The organism is Maribacter polysaccharolyticus (genome assembly GCF_028882255.1).
Classification (GTDB): Bacteria; Bacteroidota; Bacteroidia; order Flavobacteriales; family Flavobacteriaceae; genus Maribacter_A; species Maribacter_A polysaccharolyticus.
Map to the genome: position 1 here is coordinate 94,629 of NZ_JARBUY010000004.1, position 20,917 is coordinate 115,545.

The following is a 20,917-nucleotide window of genomic DNA, read 5'->3' on the forward strand; positions in this document are numbered from 1 at the left end:
GACAGCGAGAGCTGTTTGGTTTTGAATTTGCACTTTTGATAAGAAAGGAACACCGGAGGTAATCCTTCCGCGATCACAACACTCTCAAAACCACGCTATTTGGCGTGGTTCTTTGTTTTATGGAAAGTCCGAACGCAGTTCGAGGACTTGGAATAAAATAAAGAAACGACAGCGAGAGCTGTTTGGTTTTGAATTTGCACTTTTGATAAGAAAGGAACACCGGAGGTAATCCTTCCGCGATCACTTCACTCAGAAAACCACGCTCACAAAAGCGTGGTTCTTTGTTTTATGGAAAGGCCGAATACAGGCTTCCCTAGCGAGAATTGCCCATCTTTCCAATTCCGATTTACCAATTAAACCCCATCAAGACCGTACTATTTTCAAAAAGCACTTATATTCACTGCTCATTATACAATACTGTCAAAAAACTCCTGAACATCACTCTTTAAAAAATAAGTTATTTTTAATTTAAAGGCAGATTGAAGAAACGAATCACATCTATCCGCACTGAAATATTAGCCGGGATAAGCTCCTTCTTGGCCACTTTTTATATTGTAATCGTTAATCCGGCCATCCTCTCAGAAGCGGGCATGCCATTTTCCGCAGTAGTTACCGCTACGGTCCTAGTATGCTGTTTTGGAAGTATTATGATGGGCGTTTATGCTAAAAACCCTTTTGTGATTGCACCGGGAATGGGATTGAATGCATTTTTTACCTATACGGCGGTCATAGGACTTGGACTTAGTTATGAGGCTGCCTTGGGTGCCGTATTTTGGTCCGGTGTACTTTTCCTAATGCTAAGTGTTTTAAAAGCAAGGGACAAGATCGTACAGGCCATACCCCATTCTTTACGCTATGCCATTGCCGCGGGGATTGGACTTTTCATTTGTTTTATAGGCTTTCAAAACGCACATTTTATAGTGGATGACCCCGCTACCCTAGTTAAAATGGGAACCCTGAAAGATCCGGTTTGTTTGACTTTTTTAGTGGGATTGGGCGCTACAGCCATTCTTATCGCCAAGAAAATTCCGGGAGCCATGATCTTTGGCATCGTATTTACCACCTTTTTGGCTTGGCCCATAGGGAGGTGGTGGGGAGACGCCTCATTAATTAATTTTGGAATTCCTACCTTGGTCAACTACAAGGGCATTTTTTCCATGCCCGATTTCAGCCTTTTTCTAAAAGCCGATTTGATCGGATCCCTACAATATGCCTTTTTACCCGTTATCTTTGTCTTTGCCTTTACCGATCTCTTCGATAGTCTTTCGACCTTTGTGGGCCTTGCAGAGGCCTCCGGGCATAAAGACGAAGATGGCAATCCTAAAAACCTGAAGAAATCCTTATTGGTAGATTCCCTCACCACGATTTTTTCCGGATTGATGGGCAGTAGTTCAGGTACGGTATATATAGAATCCGCCGTTGGCATTCGGGAAGGCGGTAAAACGGGACTTACGGCCATAACCGCCGGACTTCTGTTCTTACCCTTCTTATTTTTCTCCCCACTACTGGCCATTGTTCCGAGTATTGCCACATCAATCGCCTTGGTACTGGTGGGTTCCTTTATGATGAAACCCTTGGTAAAAGTGGATTGGAATGCCGTGGACGAAGCCATTCCCGTATTTTTGACCATGGTTCTTATGCCATTGACCTACAGCATTTCAATAGGGATTATTTTTGGATTTCTGAGTTGGACATTGCTTAAACTGTTTACGGGAAAGAAAGAAGAAATCAATCCCGTACTGATTATCATCAACCTGCTATCCCTTTTATTCCTATGGGTTTAAAAAAAATTCTCCTATTCATTCCGATATTGGGGTTTTGGACCCTTTCTGCCCAACGGATTGCCATCATGGGGGCCATGGATGAAGAAATAAGTATGCTTGCCGATTCCTTAAAAAACAAAAGAGAAATCGAAAAAGACGGCATTACCTTTTTTACCGGCAAACTTAAAAATCAAAAAGTAGTGTTGCTTAAAGCTGGTATAGGAAAGGTGAACGCTGCCTATAGTACGGCCATATTAGCAACTAATTTTAAACTGAAAGCGTTGCTGTTTACCGGTGTTGCCGGAGGATTAGCACCGGAAATCAATCCAGGGGACATCGTAATAGCCCAGAATATGGTACAATATGATTTCGGCGAATTGAAAGCCGGGGTTTTCAAAACCTGGCCTACTAAAAATGTATCCGAAAATAATGCCCGTAATGCCTTATACCTACCCGTAGACCCCTATTTATTGGATTTATTTGAAAAAACCTCCCAACACATCCAATTAACACCCTTAAATGGCAACTTCCCTCGATTTTTTATTGGTACCATAGCGACCGGGGATACTTTTCTAAGCGATACCCAAAAGGCCAAAGACCTCTATTCCCAATTCGATGCCTTGGCCACTGAAATGGAAGGTGCTGCGGTAGCACAAATCTGTACGATGTTGAAAATCCCATATATCGTCGTTCGCAGTTGTAGCGACAATGCAAACACCCAAGCCCATACCGATTATTTTAAATTCGTAAACGTTGCTGCACGCAATTCTGCCCAATTGGTCTTAGCTGTATTGGAGAATTATGAACGACCATAGGTGATTAGGACCATGTACGGCAACCGTAGATTCATTTTTCGTTCGATGGTTTTCCGATCGTCGCCAAAATGCCCCCGTCAACATATAATATATGCCCATTTACGAAATCGCTGGCCTTGGAAGCCAAAAAGATCGCAGCTCCTGCCAAATCATCGGGATCGCCCCATTTTTCGGCTGGAGTCCGATTGATGATAAAATCATTGAACGGATGCCCTTCCACACGGATAGGTGCCGTTTGTGAGGTCGCAAAATACCCCGGACCGATGCCATTGGTCTGTATATTATGCTTGGCCCATTCCGTGGCCATGTTGCGGGTAAGCATCTTAAGACCTCCCTTGGCGGCAGCATATGCCCCGACCGAACTTCTCCCAAGCTCGCTCATCATGGAACATATATTGATGATCTTTCCTTGTTTCCGTGCGATCATCGTTTTAACGACATGTTTTGATACGATAAACGGACTCACCAAATCAATATCGATTACCTGTTTGAAATCGGCAACTTCCATTTCTTCCAGAGGGGTTCGCTTAATGATCCCAGCGTTGTTCACTAGAATATCTATTGGCCCTACTTCATCCTGTATCTTTGCAATGGCCTCTATGACTTCGGTTTCATCGGCCACATTGAATTTATACCCAAAAACCTTGATCCCCCAGCCTTCATATTGCTTTACCGCAGCCGCTATTTTTTCCTGTGACGAATTGCCGCTGACGACCAAAGTTGCACCTGCTTTTCCCAAGCCTTTGGCCATGGCCATTCCCAACCCATGGGTACTGCCCGTTACCAATGCAACTTTTCCTTTTAAACTGAATAAATCAAGAGCCATACTTTTGTTTTTATTTTTAAATATAAAATGCTTCTAATGATGTGCCCTATGATAGACCATAAAGGAACATCTCGATTTAAAAATATAATTTTTTAATCCCGCGACCAATATATATGGATCTTAATATGCAATAAACATACGTGGTAATGGCAATACCCCCAACTTTTATCGATTGCCTGTTTTTACAATTACCTATCGGGGTCTAGGCTTAAAGCAAAAAAAATAGCGGGGAAAAGCCCCGCCATTTTTCAGTAACAACCATTTTGGGATCATACCCAGAACTATTTTAATTGGGCCATAAATGACCCCATAGAAGTCCAAACATGGGAATGGACATGAAAGAAAACCCTTATTGCCATCCCTTTATATCAGGACATTATCAATGCTTTACTTCCAGCTCATAGAATCTTACCTTGGCATAGGAACCTTCATCCCTGGATTGGAAATAATTCCCTGCTTTAAAATAATTTTCGAAAATACCCCATTTTTTCATGTGGATATTTTCGTACACCTTGTATTCGTTATTATTCAGAATGATTACCATTTTCCCTTCGGAAACCTGAACCTCCAGTGTAAACTTGCTGAAATCCACTTTTTGCTCAAAATTGAAACCTTCATCATCGTCCCAAGCCTCCTCATGTAACATCTCCTCATAAGGTGCATTTAAATTTTTAAGCACTTTGGTTTTGACCCTGATTTTACCTTTATCCCAGTATATTTTCAATATTGGAGGTGCATTATTGTCTTTTGCCCCGATCAATTCTTTTTGTTCATTGGTCAAACGGCCATGGATCTGCATGATAATGGCCCTATGGTATTTACCATTGGAGTCTTTTGTAACCTCATCCATTGCTAATTTGCCTTTCATGGTCCCTCCTTGTTCAAAGGTCCAGTTGACATTGTTGTTGCCTGGCTCCATTTGCTCCCTTAGTTCTGACCTTGTATACTTGGTATTTGCGGTTTTTGAACTTGTAGGCATCGCATGGAACACAATGGCCCCTTTAGAAGAGTCGATATACATATACGGCCTAGCGATTTCATTTGACGCAAAATCCAAGATCTCTGGCGGCTCTATCTCATAAGGCTTCCCTTTTTCGTTCGTTACGGGCAAAGTAACTTTCCAATGACTTAAATCGATTTTGGGAAGTTTTACTTTCTTCTTTTTCTTTTTCTTTATTTTCTTCCCAACCTTAGTCTCCTTTTGTACCGTATCCCCGTTACCCTCTTGTGCATGGCACACGGCGTTTACTGATAAGAAGGTCACCAATAAAAGACCATATACCCCTAATCGGAATTGTTTCATTTTAATTTTATTTGATTTTTTGGGTGTACTCTCCCACTACATTTTTATCATTTACATGAGCACACCCAAAAAATTCATTTTATAACTCCATCAATCGGTTTTATTAGAAGCCCGGAGTGATGATATCTATATTATCCATAAACACTTCATTACTGCTGTCAACAGCATTCAACGCCCTTACATATATTACAGCGATATTCGCTGAAGCCTCAAACGTGAATGTAGTTGTGGTAAATGTATCGTTGGTACTTGAAGATTTAGAACTATTAAAATCGTTCGTAATGTTATAATACGCATCAGCATAATCTTCAATTCCCACTTCTGTGGTTATCTCGGTATTCAAAATGAACACTTCCGTATTGATTCCTTCCGCCTCCGAACGTGTATCGATGGTAAAGGTATATTCAACACCCGGTTCAACGGCCACTACTTGGTATAAACGACGACAACTATTGCTTAGTTTAACACCTCTACCCCCGCCGGCATTAGGTCCGAATTTATTTCCATCACTCGTAGAACCCGGTTGCTCATTGGTACAATAGGTAGCATCTATATAAGCATTCAATTCCGTATTATTCCAAATTGCCCTATACGGACTGTCTATTGTTCCTAGCGTATCATCAACCACCGTACTATTCGGGGTCATATCCCATGCATCCGCATTATCACCGGTCTCTACGGTATGATCGTTACACGTACTATTTTGAACAACAACCTCGAATGTAGGTTCAATACCTCCCACGGGAACGGCCTTGGTAATACTTCTAGACACCCCGGCCTCATTGGTAGTGGTCAAAGTCACATCATAGGTTCCGTCGGCAGCATACGTATGTGAAGGATTAACCTCTGTTGAAGAATTTCCATCCCCAAAGTCCCAACTATGCGAAACCGCTAAAATTGAAGCATCCGTAAAAACCACATCCAAAGTAGAAACTTCAAAAGTAAAATCAGGTACGGTAGATAACACCAAGCCTTCTATATTCTTACTCACTGAAACTTGAGAACCTAAATAATTGGTTGCTGTTAGGGTCGCCACATAGGTATCGGCAGTTTTATAAGCATATACCGGACTAAAATCAGCGTCGTCCTCTGTATCTTCAGCATCCCAAGATACCGATTCCCCATCGCCAAAGTCCCAAACCAATGCACTGGCACCGGTAGTCTGGTTTTCGAAAGTCACTTCCGAATCGATCATGGTAAAATCAAAATCGACGCTAATGGGGGAAACCTCCGAGGTAGCCTCGGCTACTAAACCATCCGAACTTGTTGTGGTCAGTTTTACCGTATATAAGCCACCGGTGGCATACGTATAATCAGGATTTGACTCTGTGGAAGTATTTCCATCCCCAAAATCCCATAAATACGAAGCCGCATCGGTCGAATAACTCCTGAATACCACTGATAGATTATTATCGGCATCGGTCGTTGCGGTGAACAACGTATTAGGCTGTATATTATTTACGTTTCCTGTGGGCGGCTCAAACTCTTCATAACCATCATCAAAGCATGATGCGAGTCCCAAAAACATAAAAAGCAAAGCAAAGACGCTTCTATTGAATTTTTTGATTCTTTTATATTCCATAATATTAAATTTTAAGACCCAATTATTGTTTTACTGAAATTTCAAATGCATCAAGCCTGGATTCAACACCTGAGTTGGTTGCAAAAATGATTACCGTTTCATTTTCCCCTGCTTCGAAGGTTATCGCATGCTTTTTAAATACATTATCGACCCTTCCGACATTATTATCGGTTCTAGAAGCAATAATATTCGCTTCAAGCTGTGCTTCGGCATAACTCGATGTATTCGGGGTTAATATGGATACTTTCATCTCTCCATAGCTATCCTCTTCGAAAGCCGTGAAATACGTCATCACGTAGGTTGCTCCGGGAGTAACCTCAATTTCTTGGTAAGCCACCCTATCACCCCCTGCAGGGAATTTAGCGGCTTGTACCCCATCGGGTAAATTTGGTGTATTTACCGGATCGGAATCCGTATTGATCTGAATAACGGTCGTACCACCTCCAAGTGGACTCCATACATCATTACTGGGAGCCCTCCATGAGTCCCTACCGTCACCGGTTCCATCGAACAAGCTATTGTCCTCAAAACTAGGTTCGGAAATTTCGGGTACCGGAATGGTCGGTACGGCTTGGTTAACCGTTATCAATTTTTCGGTGTAATCGGATTTACCCAAATTATCGGTTACCGTCAAACCTATGGTATATTCCCCTGGACCGGGAAATGAAAAAATCAACTCCTGATCGTTCAACGTGGCAGCTGCCAATGCGGCAATCTGGCTTTCCAAATCAGCAACGTTTTGCAAAGTCTCCTCTGAAAGTGCAGCTTCAGCGGCAGCCAATTCAACTTCCAATACAGCGATCTCAGCTTCCATGACATCGATCTTATCCTGATCGGTCTCACAAGGTATTTTAAATTCCAGATCGGCAATTTTTTCTTCCAAAGCCACAATCGTTGCCAACTCGGCTTCGATCGATTGCTCAAGAATAGGCAATTCGCTATTGATCAAGGTCACACCTTCTGACGGCGTAACGCTCCATTCATAGCCCGTACCATTAACCGCTAAATTTGAACCTGCTTCAAAATTAAATTCATATTTAGCCCATATCTCTACATCATTACAGTCAAATTCCGAAGAAGTAATTTCTGTATAATTATAAAAAGGCGTAGGACCTGTAATGTCTTCCAAATCACCTACATCAGCCAAGTCATCACTGACACAAGAAGCCAGGGATACGAACATCCCTAAAACTATATATTTTAATTTATATAAATATGTATTCATAATCATGAGGTTTTAGTATCCGTTGTTCTGTGTATAAAAATTAGGTAAATTGTCTATTTCCCTTTGTGGGAAAGGAAGATATTTCTTTTCACTTGTGTAGAACAAACTGTTTTCGTTTGAAAACTCAGTTAAAACATTATCCGCTTCACCAAAACGTATTAGATCGTACAAACGTTGGTTCTCATAAACAAACTCGACCCTTCTTTCCGCCAATAGATCTTCTTTGGTTAAATTCGCCACCTCTTCAAGACCGGCCCTAGAACGCACTTGATTAAATGCATCGATAGCCCTTGAATCGGTAGTACTGTTCGCTCCTGCCAAAATCGCTTCTGAATATAACAACAACACATCGGCATACCTTAATACGATCCAGTCGTTATCCCCTATCTCACCATCGGTTGGGAATTTAACGTTAAAGGTATCTTTGGTATCATCGGAGGGATCATAAGACAAGGCATCGATACTGGCATAAAACCTTACGGGCTGTAGTTCGGGGGTCATTACTTCCAAAAAGTCAAGTGATGCAATGTTTACCCCATTGGATGGCCCCTGTAAGGTCATGGCAAAACTGAACGATTCCGAATCCGTTTCCACCTGATCGTCCAAACCACTATCACTGGTTACATAATTATCGCTACTTACCAAATCGTAAGCTATTGAGAATATGACCTCATCGTTGATTTCATAAGCGGAATCATTTGTCCAAGAACCATCAAGGACGCCATCGGAGTACCCATCGGAAATGGAGTTCCCGAAAACATGGCCATAATCGATGACCAAATTAGCGTTATACTCATCGTCTGTAATCAGATCCACTGAAGTATCGGATGGGTCTGCATTGAACTCGAACTGTTCCGCATTATCCCTTTCGGTATATAATAAATCGTAATTATAAGTAGTATTGTTCTCAACGACAGACGCCAATAAGAGTTCGGCTTCCGTATAATTGGGATTAGGCTGACTTAAATACGCTTTGGCAGCCAAACAAATAGCAGCCCCTTCGGTAGGGCGATATCTATTTTGTTCTACCCCGTTCAAATAGGCGATCGACGTTTTAAAATCATCGATGATTTTCTCGTACACCTCCGACTCCGGCAATTGTGGGTAATCCAAAGCTTCCTCTGTGGTTACGTCCAACACTTTATCGATATAGGGTACATTCTGATAGGCCCTAACCAAGTTGAAATGACATAAAGCCCTCATGAAATAAGCCTCACCAACCGTATACTGCTGATCTTCAGGTGCCAAAAACCTATTGTCGATAATCGTATTCGCGTGTTTAATGGTGTGCATATTATTGGAATAATAAGTAGATACATCCCCATTATTCGCATCTATATTATATGCATTAAGAGCAGGGTAATTCCCGTTTTCGGTATTGGCCCTAACATTATCGGATCGTAACTCAACCAATAAGAATTCATTTGCAGGAATTTTTTGGTAGGCATCCAAAACCCCATTTGCCAATAATTCAAATCCATTGTTCGTTTGCAGTAACTCCTCGATTGAAAGTGCCGTAGGGTTACTCAGGTCCAGTTCTTCCTCACAACCTGTGATTAAGGCCATTAATGAAAAACAAACTATTATATTTTTATATATTTTTCTCATAATTAATTAAAATTGAAAGTTCATCCCTACTGAAATCGTTCTGACCACCGGACCATCACCTCTTTGATAGCCAGCTGTTAATGGCGTATTCGCATTACTTGAGGTTTGACCTGCAGCTTCAGGATTAAACCCTTCATACCCATCTGCGGTAAGGAACAGTAAATTCTCACCCGTTACATACAATCTTAGTCTATCTATATTGTGTTTAGAAGTAAATGATTCTGGAAATGAAAAACCTAAAGTAATATTCCTTAATGCCACGAAAGAAGCATCTTGTATATGATCATCGGTATACCTTCTATGGACCGTTAAATCGGCATCGGGGAAATTGGCTACCTCATTTACAGCCGACTCACTGGCATAATACAGTTGGTCTAAATCCGCGACCCGAACCTCAGCCCCATGGGAACCTTGCCATTGAAATGAAAAATCGAAATCATTATATTTAAAATCAGAACCGAATCCCCATGTAAAATCAGGATATGGACTACCTAATTCCGTTCTATCCTCATCATCGATAATACCATCATTGTTCAAATCTTTTACATAAACATCGGCATAGTCGTTATTGAACCTGTTGAATGGATTGTCTACCCACTCCAACGGAATTTCCCTATCATAAACCCATCCGTAGAATGAAGTTATGGGCTGACCTATTTTGGCAATGAATTCGGTAGGTCTGGTATCCTGATCGATTCTGGAAATAATCTGCTCATTATTACCTAGACTCTTAACGGTATTCCTGTTCAAGGAGAACTGACCTGATGCCAACCAACTGAATTTTTCAGTAGTCAAGATCCTTGAATTCAATTCAAGTTCTATACCTTCATTTTTAACTTCACCTATATTTTGCAACCAATTATCCGTGCCATATGTAGCGGCTACCGGTGCAAAGAGGATTAGGTCTTCACTGGTCCTTGTATAGTAATCGGCTGCTAAGGTTACTAGCCCCCTACCGAATGTAACATCGATACCAGGGTTGAATTCAACCAATTTTTCCCAACCTAAATCCGAATTTGCCAAGGTTACCGCTTTTACTCCGGTCTCTCCGTTATATCCGATGGTACTGAAGGTCTCTTCAAACCTGTAAAGGGATTCAAATATGTCGCTCGAAATCTCGTTAGACCCTGAAACACCATAACTGGCCCTTAATTTCAAAAAGGTAACAAAATCGCTATCCGATAGGAATTCTTCATTGGACATTACCCAACCCACAGATGCTGCCGGAAAGAAACCGAACCTTGTATTCGACCCGAATCGAGTACTACCGTCGGTACGGGCAGAAACTTGTAAAAGGTATCTGGAATCATAATCATAATCCACCCTTCCAAAATACGAAACCAGTTTATCGGTTCCATTATCCGTATAGGTAGTCCCTCCATCCGCAATGGCAATATTATTGTTAAAATCATCGGTATACCCTACGGCCTCCGATTCTTGAATGTAAAAATCCCTATGGGTGTACTCAAACCCGAGTATGGAGTTAAGGTTATGCTTTCCAAAACTCTTCGTATACTTAAGTAAGGATTCGAAGGCATATTGATTCAATTCCTCACGTCGCTCCAATCGGTAAGATTCTTGATCTCTATTCTCTTGCCCATATAAATAATCGGCCTCATTGGTCTTATTATGTCTAAATACCCCTGATATGGATTGTCTAAAGTTCAGCCCTTCCGCCAATTCAAAGTCAAGGTAGGAAGAAGCATTCAACGTTAACTTTTTCTTGAGCCTGGATCTTTCCAAGTAATGCACCAAAGGATGTACGTTTTTTGTGGTCGACAGGGTCAAACCGCCCGAAGTCAGATCACTGACCAAAGGAAGTCCGGTATTAGGGTCCCTGGCAATTGATCTTGAATCATTGGCATCAACCGTAAATACGTGATCGAAAGCCCTTGAAAAACCATAACTCCCTACCCCGATATTTTCGAATAGTTTACCTGCATCACCGGGATCCGATTGGGTGATATACTTTAAATGCTCTTCATTTAAATAGAGGGGAATATGCCCATATTGTCTTAGAGGGTCGGTAAATCGCGTAGGCACCCTTACCTGGTCATTGTAATTAACACGTAAATTTGCCCCAAATCTGATTTTCTCATTTTTTGATTTACTATCGACTTTTATTCGAGCGTTATATTTCTCAAAGCTATCGGTCAATACGATACCTTCATCATCGAGATATCCGAAAGAAGCGGTATAATTGGTCAATTCAGTACCACCCCTTACGGCCAAGGAGTGACTGGTAATAACGCCCCCATCAAAAATTTCATCTTGCCAATTCGATTCACCTCCGCCTAATGAAGCTATGAAATCCATAGCCTCCAGTTCTGCATAAGCCGTATTATAATCCCCAATGATCCTATCATAATTTTCACTATCAACGGAAATTGCATTCACTGTGCTCTCCAAACCGTTCAACCGAGCCCTTTCATCAGCGATTGAGGTATTGAAATTATTGTTTTTGGTAGCATATTTATATCCGGTAAACGAGTTATAAAAGAATTTGGTTTTTCCTTTTACCCCTTTCTTTAACGTTATCAAGATAACCCCGTTGGCCCCTCGAGAACCGTATATTGCCACAGATGATGCATCTTTCAATACACTGATGGACTCGATGTTATTATTATCGATAGACCCTAAAATATCGGAATCAGTACCTAATACAACCCCATCAACAACAATCAGTGGAGCAGACGAACCCGTAATGGACCCTGGCCCCCTTAAGGTAATCTTGGGATCACCACCTGCCTCAGAAGCCACTGTTTGGATTCTTAAACCGGCTACCCTACCCTTTAAGGCATCCTCAACACGGGATACGGAAACGTTCTCGATGTCCTCTCCGGAAACTTCGGTCAAGGCACTGGTTACACTGGTCTTTAATTGATTTCCGTAACCTATTACGACCACTTCCTCCAATTGTGCCGCATCGGTAACAAAGGTAATATCCAATCTTTCTTGGCCATTTATGGTTACTGTTTGTGTGACAAATCCCAAATAAGAGAATTGCAGAACATCCCCATTGGATACTTTAATGGAATAATTGCCATCAAAATCCGTTGCCGTACCTGATGTGGTACCTAAAATAAGGACATTGGCGGCTGGAATGGGAATATTGTCGGAATCCGTTACCGTACCCGAGAGCACATATCCGTCTTGTGCGAATAATGTAATATTGAATAACATTACCGCGACTAAAGTTAGTTTAGTTTTTAAATTCATTTGTAATCTTGATTATGTTCATAAATAATACAGGCCAATACCCAAAGTGGGAATTGACAAATGGGATATTGGAATCTCGAATATCCGTCCTTACTTGAACACAGTGCCCGCAAAAGAAGTCAATGATAGTTCATAGAACCTTCTTATGAAAAGCCTGCATACGTAAAGTAGTACATGTTTTAACGATTAACCTTTGGTCAAAAGAAAGTGACCATTACTGAAGGTTTAGGTTTGTGCTATCCTTATTTATCCAGCTAATTTCATTGAATATAGAATTTGATTGAGTTAGTAATTGATTTTGTTGTTATTTGTTATTTGGTCATCCAAACTGGTTTACCAATTTGGTTTACCAAATATATGTTATTTTTTCGTTAAAACAGATGATTTGGCGACTTTAACATTTTTAATCCGTTGAAATTTCGATTATCGGATAATAATTACCCTTAAAATGATGAATTTGTAATAGTTATTCTGAACCTCGAATATGGATTATGTAGAAAAAATCCCTGTTCTATGCATATCCAGCCCAAAGCAAACCCATATCCCCTCTCATTTTTAGCTGTTTATATATTCCGAGAGGCAGATTTAGGCGCATTTTCCACTCAAAATTGCCACATACTACTAGCAAAAACTTCGAATACGCATGTGCCTTATTTAAACTTCAGAAAAAAAGCAAACGGCCCAATCTAAACGGGTGTCCTTTTTATGGGATACTGCCTAGGTGTCACTAAATATCAATTGTCAAGGGAGGACCCCAAAAGTCGTCATTAAAGGTAAAAATTGAACTTAAAAGGTAGCCAAAGTGAACCTTCGGCCTTCTACGCACATATTGTTGCTTATAAGTTCAAATCGAAGAAAGATCAATAGTCGTATAGAATTACATAATGATCAAAAAAAAACCACAAGTACACATCTCCCTATCCGTACGATGTGTTCACGAATTTATAATCTGAATTCGGTTTGCTTGATTAAAAATAATCTAGCAAGGCAAGAATTCCGTTATAAGAAATAACGCATGAAAAGAAGAATGCTCCTAGCAATCCCAAGTTGACTAAAATATTCGTTTTGTATCCTTTCATGATTTTCTTGTTATTGATAAGCAAAACAATTCCAATAATGACTACGGGAAGAACAAAAACATTGAACACCTGGGACAATATCTGCATTTCTATGGGATTTGCCCCAAACACAGGAACAATCAAAGCAAATAAACATGCTATTGCAGTAATAATCCTAAATTGGACCGAATTCGTATCCAACTCCCCAGACTGATAATCGGCCAACAAAATAGGAGCAATCAAAAGACAGGGAAAAATTGAAGAGAGACCGGCACTTAATGTACCGAAAAAGAACAACGTTAAAGCAAACTTGCCAGCAACGGGTTCCAAGGTGTTTACCATATCCAATACTTTGGTAACGGGTTGGCCTTGATGAAAAAGAGCACCACTTGCCACTGCCATAACCGATCCACTGATGATAAACACCAAAATAGCAGCAGTAATGGAATCTTTCTTTTGTTGCATAAGATTATTTATCGTCCAACCTTTTCCTTTGATAAAAAGAGGTCGAGATAAGAAAGTAGCGGACGCCATGGTAGTACCAACAAATGCAGCTACCATCATTTTCCCCCCTTCAACTTGAGGTATAGATGGCACTAACCCCTGAAGTACCTCCACGGGCAAGGGATAAACCATAAACAAGGAAACAATGAACGACAAACCCATTATGGTTACGAACACAACCAAGATTTTTTCAAAAAAATTATATTTTCCTACCCATAAAAGCGCGTACATAACCCCTATCACAAGAATGGCCACAATTAACACGGTTTCATACTTATACCCTTCCAATTGCGGAAAATAAATCAAAAATATCTCGTAAATAATATTGGCAGAAATACCGAGAATACCCATTAGGGAATTCCATTGACCAAAAGAAATTCCAACAATAATCAAAATGGCCAATAATTTACCGCTCTTAAGGTGCTTTTTAAAAGCAAAAAGAGCGGTTTCCCCTGTAATCAAAGCATATTTTCCATAAACGTACATTAAAAGCCCCGAAAAGACACAGCTAATCAGCAATACCCATAACAACTGCATGCCATACGTACTTCCAGCAACGATCATTGAGGTAACGCTACCGGTACCAATAGTGTATCCGATAGCAAAAATACCAGGTCCAAAAGCCAACACCAATGCAAGCAATTGTTTAATCAGTGAACCACTTGCATTTGGCTTTTCCATATCACTAACCCCTTACTTTTTTAATCGTTTCCAAGGCTTCTTTAACCTTCAGCTCCAAACCGGAATAATCTTTATTTGCAAGCACCTCTTTGCTTATTAATTGAGAGCCCATACCAACACAGGTTACTCCTGCTTCGAACCAACCTTTTAAATTCGAAGGTTCTGTAGATACACCTCCTGTTGGCATTACACTTGTCCAAGGTTGTGGACCTTTAATCGCTTTTACAAAACCTGGGCCATATGTAGATCCCGGAAATAACTTAACGATTTCACATCCCAATTCCTCTGCCCTGTTGATTTCGGTCAAAGACCCACAACCTGGCGACCACAGTACTTTTCTGCGATTACATGCAATGGCTATATCTTCACGTAGTGAAGGGGTTACGATAAAATTCGCCCCTAATTGCATGTATAAGGAAGCAGCCCCTGCATCGGTAATGGAACCCACCCCTAAAATCATGCCGGGCAATTCGGCTATGGCGTATTTGTTCAATTCGCCAAAAATCTCAAAGGCAAAATCACCTCTACTGGTAAACTCCATCAATCGAGCCCCACCATCATAACAAGCTTTAAGTACTTTTTTACCCAATTCAATATCTGGATGATAAAACAAAGGCACCATGCCTGTTTCTTTCATCACGGATGCCACTTCAATTCTTGAATATTGTGCCATATCTTTTTATTTTTTATTTAATATTTTTTTGAAATCATACGCTGAAGGATCTTTCAAATACTTTTCGGCAGCGTCATAATCCCTTTCTTTTATATAATCTAAATTTTGAAAACACAAATTTGCGAACTCGGATTCAATTTCCACCAAACGCGGCGGAATTTTACCGCTCTCGTCCTGCATATCGGCTAAAAACAAAGGTTTTATCTCTCCCCTTGAGTTTGCACTTACCATACAGCCACTTAGCCCTTGATCGTATAATTTCTTTACCCCTATGCCAAGCAGTGTGCATAGCGTTAGATCAAATCCAATGGGTCTACAACAGCGCAGTTCATAACCCAATTCCACAGGCCTGCTTTTTACGTCCAACCCAAGTTTTTCCAACTCCTTTTGCAGAAGTACATTTAAAATATGCGATTTACTCACATTCCCCAATTCAGGATGGCCATGGTCGTCATAGGTGAAGTTTATCCCGATTTTATCCAATTCGGATTTGGGCATTGAATGAAAAACACCTTCACTGACCATTGCCACACCATATTCGACACCTTTGATCTTTCTTTTTACAATGGAAGAAATAATAAGTCGAATGACCTTATCGAGCGTTAGATCGGTTTTATTGAACATCTCAGGGATAACCATTATCGGAAAATGGCAACTAGTGGCTATTCCGAATGCCAAATGGCCTGCCGATCTTCCCATGGCGCACATGACGAACCAATTGTGACTTGTACGCGCATCTTCATAGGTCGTATTGGCGATTCGCACCCCTTCATCCTTAGCGGAATGGAACCCAAAAGTAGGATTCCTATCAGGCAAAGGCAAATCGTTGTCAATTGTTTTGGGAACATGTATATTGGAAATCAATATACGCTCCTTTTCAAGATATGCAGTAATCCTATTGGCCGTAGAGGCGGTATCATCACCGCCAATACTGACCAACAGTTTTACATTATTATCCAAAAACAGCCTTGTATTCAGCTTTTCATCACTAGGTTTAAACCTACTCATGACCAAGGTAGATCCACCTCGACTAAAAATTCTATCGGCATGATCAAAATCAAATTCCTTTATTTTCGGGTTTTGACTGAAAATACCCCTAAAACCTTCATGCAATCCAAAGACCCTATAACCGTCCTTTAAAAAAACCTTGGCCACCGTACTGATCACTGAATTTATTCCAGGTGCGGGTCCTCCGCCACAAATAATCAAGATTGATTTACCTTTGGTCATATTAGAAACGCTTTTTGGGTATTTAGGTATAAAATGGAATTGATTATCTGGCAACTCGACCAGAGGCATCACCGCCCATTAATTTTTCAACCTCAGCAACGGTAACCAAGTTCGCATCGCCTTTGATCGTATGCTTCAAACAGGATGCTGCTACTGCAAAATCCAGAGCATTTTGATCATCTTCGGGATATTTCAATAATCCGTAGATCAAACCACCCATGAACGAATCACCACCACCAACACGATCCACGATATCGGTAATCTGATATTGGCGTGTCTCATACATTTTTTTACCATCATATAAGACTCCTGCCCATGTATTATGTGAAGCGGAAATAGACCCACGAAGAGTGGTTATCACTTTTTTGGCACGTGGGAATTTTTCCATCATTTGCTTACATACCGACAAAAACGCTTCTGCTTTCACGTCATGTCCTTGGGTCTGTACGGTAAGCCCTTCTGGTTTAATGCCGAAATGCATTTCCGCATCCTCTTCATTACCCAAGATGATATCGCAATAGGATGTCAACTCTGTCATGATCGCTTCACGGTCACCTCCATATTTCCACAATTTAGCACGATAGTTCAAATCGGTGGAAATGGTTATTCCTTTTTCACTTGCGGCCTTTACCGCTTCCAGGCATACGTCTGCTGCCCCTTGTGAGATAGCAGGTGTGATTCCTGTCCAATGGAACCATTCAACGCCATCGAATACAGCATCCCAATCGATCATTCCTGATTCAATTTCGCTAATTGCAGAATGGGCCCGGTCATAAACGACTTTACTGCCTCTACTTACAGCTCCCGTTTCAAGAAAATAGATTCCCAAACGGTCCCCTCCATAAACGATTTTATCGACTCCGACACCACGCTTACGCATTTCCATAAGGGCGCATTCACCGATATCATTTTTAGGAAGTCTCGTAACGAAATCCACGGGAACGCCATAATTGGCCAAGGAAACGGCCACATTTGATTCACCCCCTCCATAGACCACATCAAAACTATTGGCTTGTGAAAATCTTAAAAATCCAGGAGGTGCCAATCTTAGCATTATCTCTCCGAAAGTAACTACTTTTTTCATTTCAAAATCGGATTAGTTAATTTATGTTTTTATACTATAGTTTATATTCCTAAACCTTGTCCACCACCAATTTGGATAGTTTCCGCAGTAATGAAGGAAGCATCATCGCTTACTAAAAACGAAATTACCGACGCTACTTCTTCAGGTTGCCCTAATCTGCCCAATAGAATATTGTTTTTCCATGAAGCGAACACTTCCGGTTTTGTGGATTTGATCTGTGCGTGGAAAGGTGTATCGATCGTACCTGGAGACACCGCATTTACCCTAATTCCGTATTCTGCCAAATCTTTGGCCAAGGCTCTGGTAATGGCATGTACACCAGCTTTTGATGTTCCATAGATACCAGCGCCCGGTCCACCGGCATTCCATCCAGCTATGGAAGTATAGTTGATAATTGAAGCATTCTCCCCTTTTTTAAGGAAAGGAATAGCTGCTCTTGAAGCGAAAAATGTAGAGTCAAGATTTAAAGCCATAACGAATCTGTAAAATTCAGTAGTCATTTCTTCAAACCTGGATCTTCCACCTAAACCACCGGCGTTATTGACCAATACGTCAATTTTACCATATTTTTCCCCTATTGCATTGATATTCGAAGTTACTTCTTCTTCTTTTGTAACATCAAATCCGTAATATTCAGCAGTAATACCCAAAGCGGTCAGCTCTTCGATTCTTTTTGCCCCTTGCTCATCTTCGATACCATTTAAAACAACGGTATACCCGTCTTCACCCAATCTTTTTGCTACTTGGAAACCAATTCCGCCTGTGGCCCCGGTTATTACGGCTACTTTTCCTTCTAATTTGCTCATTTTTATAAAAATTAATTATTTAATAATTCTGTTATTTTTCTACTGATTGAATATTTTTTGCGAAATAGTATATGGCTCCAACGCCTAATGGAACAAAAACCGCAATTGCAACGAAAATTGGCGTATAAGAAATTTTTTCTACGACTATAGGAACCAAAAAGTTCATGATAATCACAGAAAACACCCCGATCATTCCGCCCAATCCGGCCAATGATCCCACGGATTTTCCACTGAAGAAATCACTTGGAAGCGTTTGCACATTACTGATCGCAAACTGGAATCCGAATAATACAAAGAATACGATAATCATGAATTTTATGGCCGTATCACCATAAAGTACGGTTGCAACAAGCCCTAAGAGCATTATGATACCACCAATTAATATCGTTGTCTTTCTCCCTTTATCGATTGAGTTGGTTTTCGCAATGATCTTCCCTGAAACGAATCCACCGGCTATACTTCCTATGGCCGCACCCACATAAGGGAACCATAAGAACATCCCTACTTCCTTTACATTAAAACCATACACATCGAACAGGTAAATTGGCATCCAACCAACGAACAGCCACCAAATCGGCTCTAGAAAGAATCGTCCAACGACTACTGCCCATGATTCTTTATACGAAAGGATTTCCATTAAACTTTTTCCTTTGGTATCCTTCGTGGCCATTTGATCCGCTGCACTCTGACCTTCCAATATGTATTTTTGTTCTTCTTCGGTGATCCATGGGTGCTTTTTTGGTCCTGCCTTGTTGATCAACAACCAAGGAATTATCCATAACATCCCAAATGAACCTACCACCATAAAAGTGATCCTCCAACCGAAAGCAACATATAAGCTTGCAATAAGCAGTGGTGCAATGACCGAACCTATGGATGCTCCGGCATTGAACAGTCCCTGTGCAATAGCACGTTCTTTAATGGGAAACCATTCGGCATTACTTTTTACCGCTCCCGGCCAGTTACCGGCTTCGGACAATCCCAACGTACTTCTAAAAAAGGCTATGGAGAACAACCCACGTACCGTTGAGTGTAAAAAGGATGATAAACCCCATATCCCAATACTGAGGACATATCCTATCCGGGTCCCGACCTTATCAAACAGCTTACCTGAGAACAATTGTCCCAATGCATAAGCAACCATAAAGATATTTAGGATCAATGCATAATCGTCTTTTGTCAATTGCAAGGAATGGGCGATCGTCCCTTCTTTATCCAATCCGCCCCACATGATACCCAGCGCACTTCGGTCTATGTAATTTACAACGGTAGCTAAAAATATCAATCCAATGATTACCCACCTTAATCCTTTAACTTTCATATTTAATTGTTTATTTATTGAGAATTTACCCGATTTTAATAGTCGTATAATAATTAACGTAACGAATCATTAGACCTATGATCAATTCCGGTCTGTGCAATAATTCACCATTTGTGGCCCTATTAGTTAAGAAAGATAAAAATGTAAAGTTCTATCTTGCCCCTCTACCTTTTGGTAGTGTCTATTCTATATTATAGCAATATTCATATAGCATTTTAAAATGCACTTTCATTTTCTCCTTGGCCAACGTAGGGTCTTGGTTTTTTATCGCTTCGAATATTTCTTCATGCTCTCGTATACGCAAACCCAATCGCTCTCGATCCACATTACATACATGGTATTTTTCAAAATTGGTAATGATCTCCGGTGTTATGATCAACATGAACATATTCAAGGTACTATTACCACTTGCTTTAGCTATGGAAAGATGAAACAACAAATCTTCCTGAACGGCATCTTCCCCTTTGTTCACCTTGTCGGCAAATGCATCAAGGGCTTCTTTCATATGGGCCAGATCTTCTTCAGTTCTTCGTAATGCCGCCAATCTACAAGTCTTCAATTCCAATAAAATACGGGTTTCTACAAGCGCCTTGAAATCAGGCGCCTCCAGTTCGAGGATATCCTTGAACATTCCTTGCATGGCAATTGGTCCGATATCCGCTATGAAGGTTCCACTTTGTGGTCTTGATTTCAACAGGCCATAGATCTCCAGCTTTTGAATGGTCTCCCGCAAACTACTTCTGCTCACCCCGAATTTTTCAGAAAGCATACGCTCTGAAGGCAGTTTATCACCAGGCTCTAAATTTTTAAAATTTATTAGGTCCCTAATTTTGGCTATAATCTCATTTTGTACAGCCCTGTTTTCATCTCTAGTAAGGAATTCAATCTTCATTTTAGTTTATAACAAAATTGGTTAACCAGATTGGTTTGTCAAAAATAAACAATTAATCGAACATAAAAAGTATTCGATATGTTTTATCGACAATCTCTTAAAATGTCCTGATAATTTGGAGTACTGGCCAAAAAGGGCCAGTACCACCAAACATAAACTAACTCAACTACCAATCAAAACTTATATCTTCTTTATAAAATACATCCATCCCAACATAATCCAACCCAAAATTCAAAACCATATACCACAATTGGCTTCGCTCCCCTTTTAGCCATGTGAGCTTTCTTCGTAAGGAGTCCATTACAATGAAAATATGCGCAAATCGAT

General features: G+C 40.6%; 15 protein-coding genes. 2 read left to right on the forward strand and 13 right to left on the reverse strand.

The window, feature by feature from the left end; all coding sequences use genetic code 11:
* The first annotated feature begins 479 nt into the window (after positions 1 to 479).
* The gene (locus PHU20_RS13145) at positions 480 to 1,784 is read left to right on the forward strand and encodes an NCS2 family permease (protein WP_274825846.1); all 1,305 of its coding nucleotides are present in this window, start codon (positions 480 to 482) and stop codon (positions 1,782 to 1,784) included.
* A complete protein-coding gene (locus PHU20_RS13150) occupies positions 1,775 to 2,578 on the forward strand; it encodes a 5'-methylthioadenosine/adenosylhomocysteine nucleosidase (RefSeq protein WP_274825847.1) in 804 nt (267 codons plus the stop codon). Before PHU20_RS13145 ends, PHU20_RS13150 begins: the two co-directional genes overlap by 10 nt.
* A gap of 31 nt (positions 2,579 to 2,609) precedes the next feature.
* On the opposite strand, the gene PHU20_RS13155 is transcribed toward PHU20_RS13150, so the two are convergent.
* The 13 genes from PHU20_RS13155 to PHU20_RS13215 all read right to left on the reverse strand — a co-directional run bounded on the left by PHU20_RS13155 (position 2,610) and on the right by PHU20_RS13215 (position 20,590).
* Positions 2,610 to 3,404, reverse strand: a complete 795-nt coding sequence (locus tag PHU20_RS13155) for a gluconate 5-dehydrogenase (RefSeq protein ID WP_274825848.1) — start codon at positions 3,402 to 3,404, stop codon at positions 2,610 to 2,612.
* Positions 3,405 to 3,783: 379 nt separating this feature from the next.
* Positions 3,784 to 4,707, reverse strand: coding sequence for a polysaccharide lyase family 7 protein (locus PHU20_RS13160; RefSeq protein WP_274825849.1), 924 nt, complete (start codon positions 4,705 to 4,707; stop codon positions 3,784 to 3,786).
* 103 nt (positions 4,708 to 4,810) lie between these two features.
* Complete coding sequence (locus PHU20_RS13165) at positions 4,811 to 6,289, reverse strand: PKD domain-containing protein (protein ID WP_274825850.1); 1,479 nt, start codon at positions 6,287 to 6,289, stop codon at positions 4,811 to 4,813.
* Positions 6,290 to 6,311: 22 nt separating this feature from the next.
* Entirely contained in the window at positions 6,312 to 7,514 is a 1,203-nt protein-coding gene (locus PHU20_RS13170) for a hypothetical protein (RefSeq protein ID WP_274825851.1), read from the reverse strand.
* Positions 7,515 to 7,526: 12 nt separating this feature from the next.
* Positions 7,527 to 9,122 (reverse strand): RagB/SusD family nutrient uptake outer membrane protein, encoded by a 1,596-nt coding sequence (locus tag PHU20_RS13175; protein ID WP_274825852.1) that lies wholly within the window; start codon positions 9,120 to 9,122, stop codon positions 7,527 to 7,529.
* A gap of 6 nt (positions 9,123 to 9,128) precedes the next feature.
* Entirely contained in the window at positions 9,129 to 12,341 is a 3,213-nt protein-coding gene (locus PHU20_RS13180) for a SusC/RagA family TonB-linked outer membrane protein (protein WP_274825853.1), read from the reverse strand.
* A 968-nt stretch (positions 12,342 to 13,309) separates the two neighbouring features.
* Complete coding sequence (locus PHU20_RS13185; protein ID WP_274825854.1) at positions 13,310 to 14,584, reverse strand: Nramp family divalent metal transporter; 1,275 nt, start codon at positions 14,582 to 14,584, stop codon at positions 13,310 to 13,312.
* A gap of 4 nt (positions 14,585 to 14,588) precedes the next feature.
* Positions 14,589 to 15,257, reverse strand: coding sequence for a bifunctional 4-hydroxy-2-oxoglutarate aldolase/2-dehydro-3-deoxy-phosphogluconate aldolase (locus PHU20_RS13190; RefSeq protein WP_274825855.1), 669 nt, complete (start codon positions 15,255 to 15,257; stop codon positions 14,589 to 14,591).
* A 6-nt stretch (positions 15,258 to 15,263) separates the two neighbouring features.
* On the reverse strand, positions 15,264 to 16,487 hold the full coding sequence (locus tag PHU20_RS13195) for a 6-phosphofructokinase (RefSeq protein WP_274825856.1): 1,224 nt from the start codon (positions 16,485 to 16,487) through the stop codon (positions 15,264 to 15,266).
* 43 nt (positions 16,488 to 16,530) lie between these two features.
* On the reverse strand, positions 16,531 to 17,571 hold the full coding sequence (locus PHU20_RS13200) for a sugar kinase (RefSeq protein ID WP_274825857.1): 1,041 nt from the start codon (positions 17,569 to 17,571) through the stop codon (positions 16,531 to 16,533).
* 41 nt (positions 17,572 to 17,612) lie between these two features.
* Positions 17,613 to 18,377: an SDR family NAD(P)-dependent oxidoreductase gene (locus tag PHU20_RS13205; protein WP_274825858.1), complete on the reverse strand. Its 765-nt coding sequence runs from the start codon at positions 18,375 to 18,377 to the stop codon at positions 17,613 to 17,615.
* A 31-nt stretch (positions 18,378 to 18,408) separates the two neighbouring features.
* Entirely contained in the window at positions 18,409 to 19,698 is a 1,290-nt protein-coding gene (locus PHU20_RS13210) for an MFS transporter (RefSeq protein WP_274825859.1), read from the reverse strand.
* A gap of 181 nt (positions 19,699 to 19,879) precedes the next feature.
* Positions 19,880 to 20,590, reverse strand: a complete 711-nt coding sequence (locus PHU20_RS13215) for a FadR/GntR family transcriptional regulator (protein WP_274825860.1) — start codon at positions 20,588 to 20,590, stop codon at positions 19,880 to 19,882.
* Positions 20,591 to 20,917 lie beyond the last annotated feature (327 nt).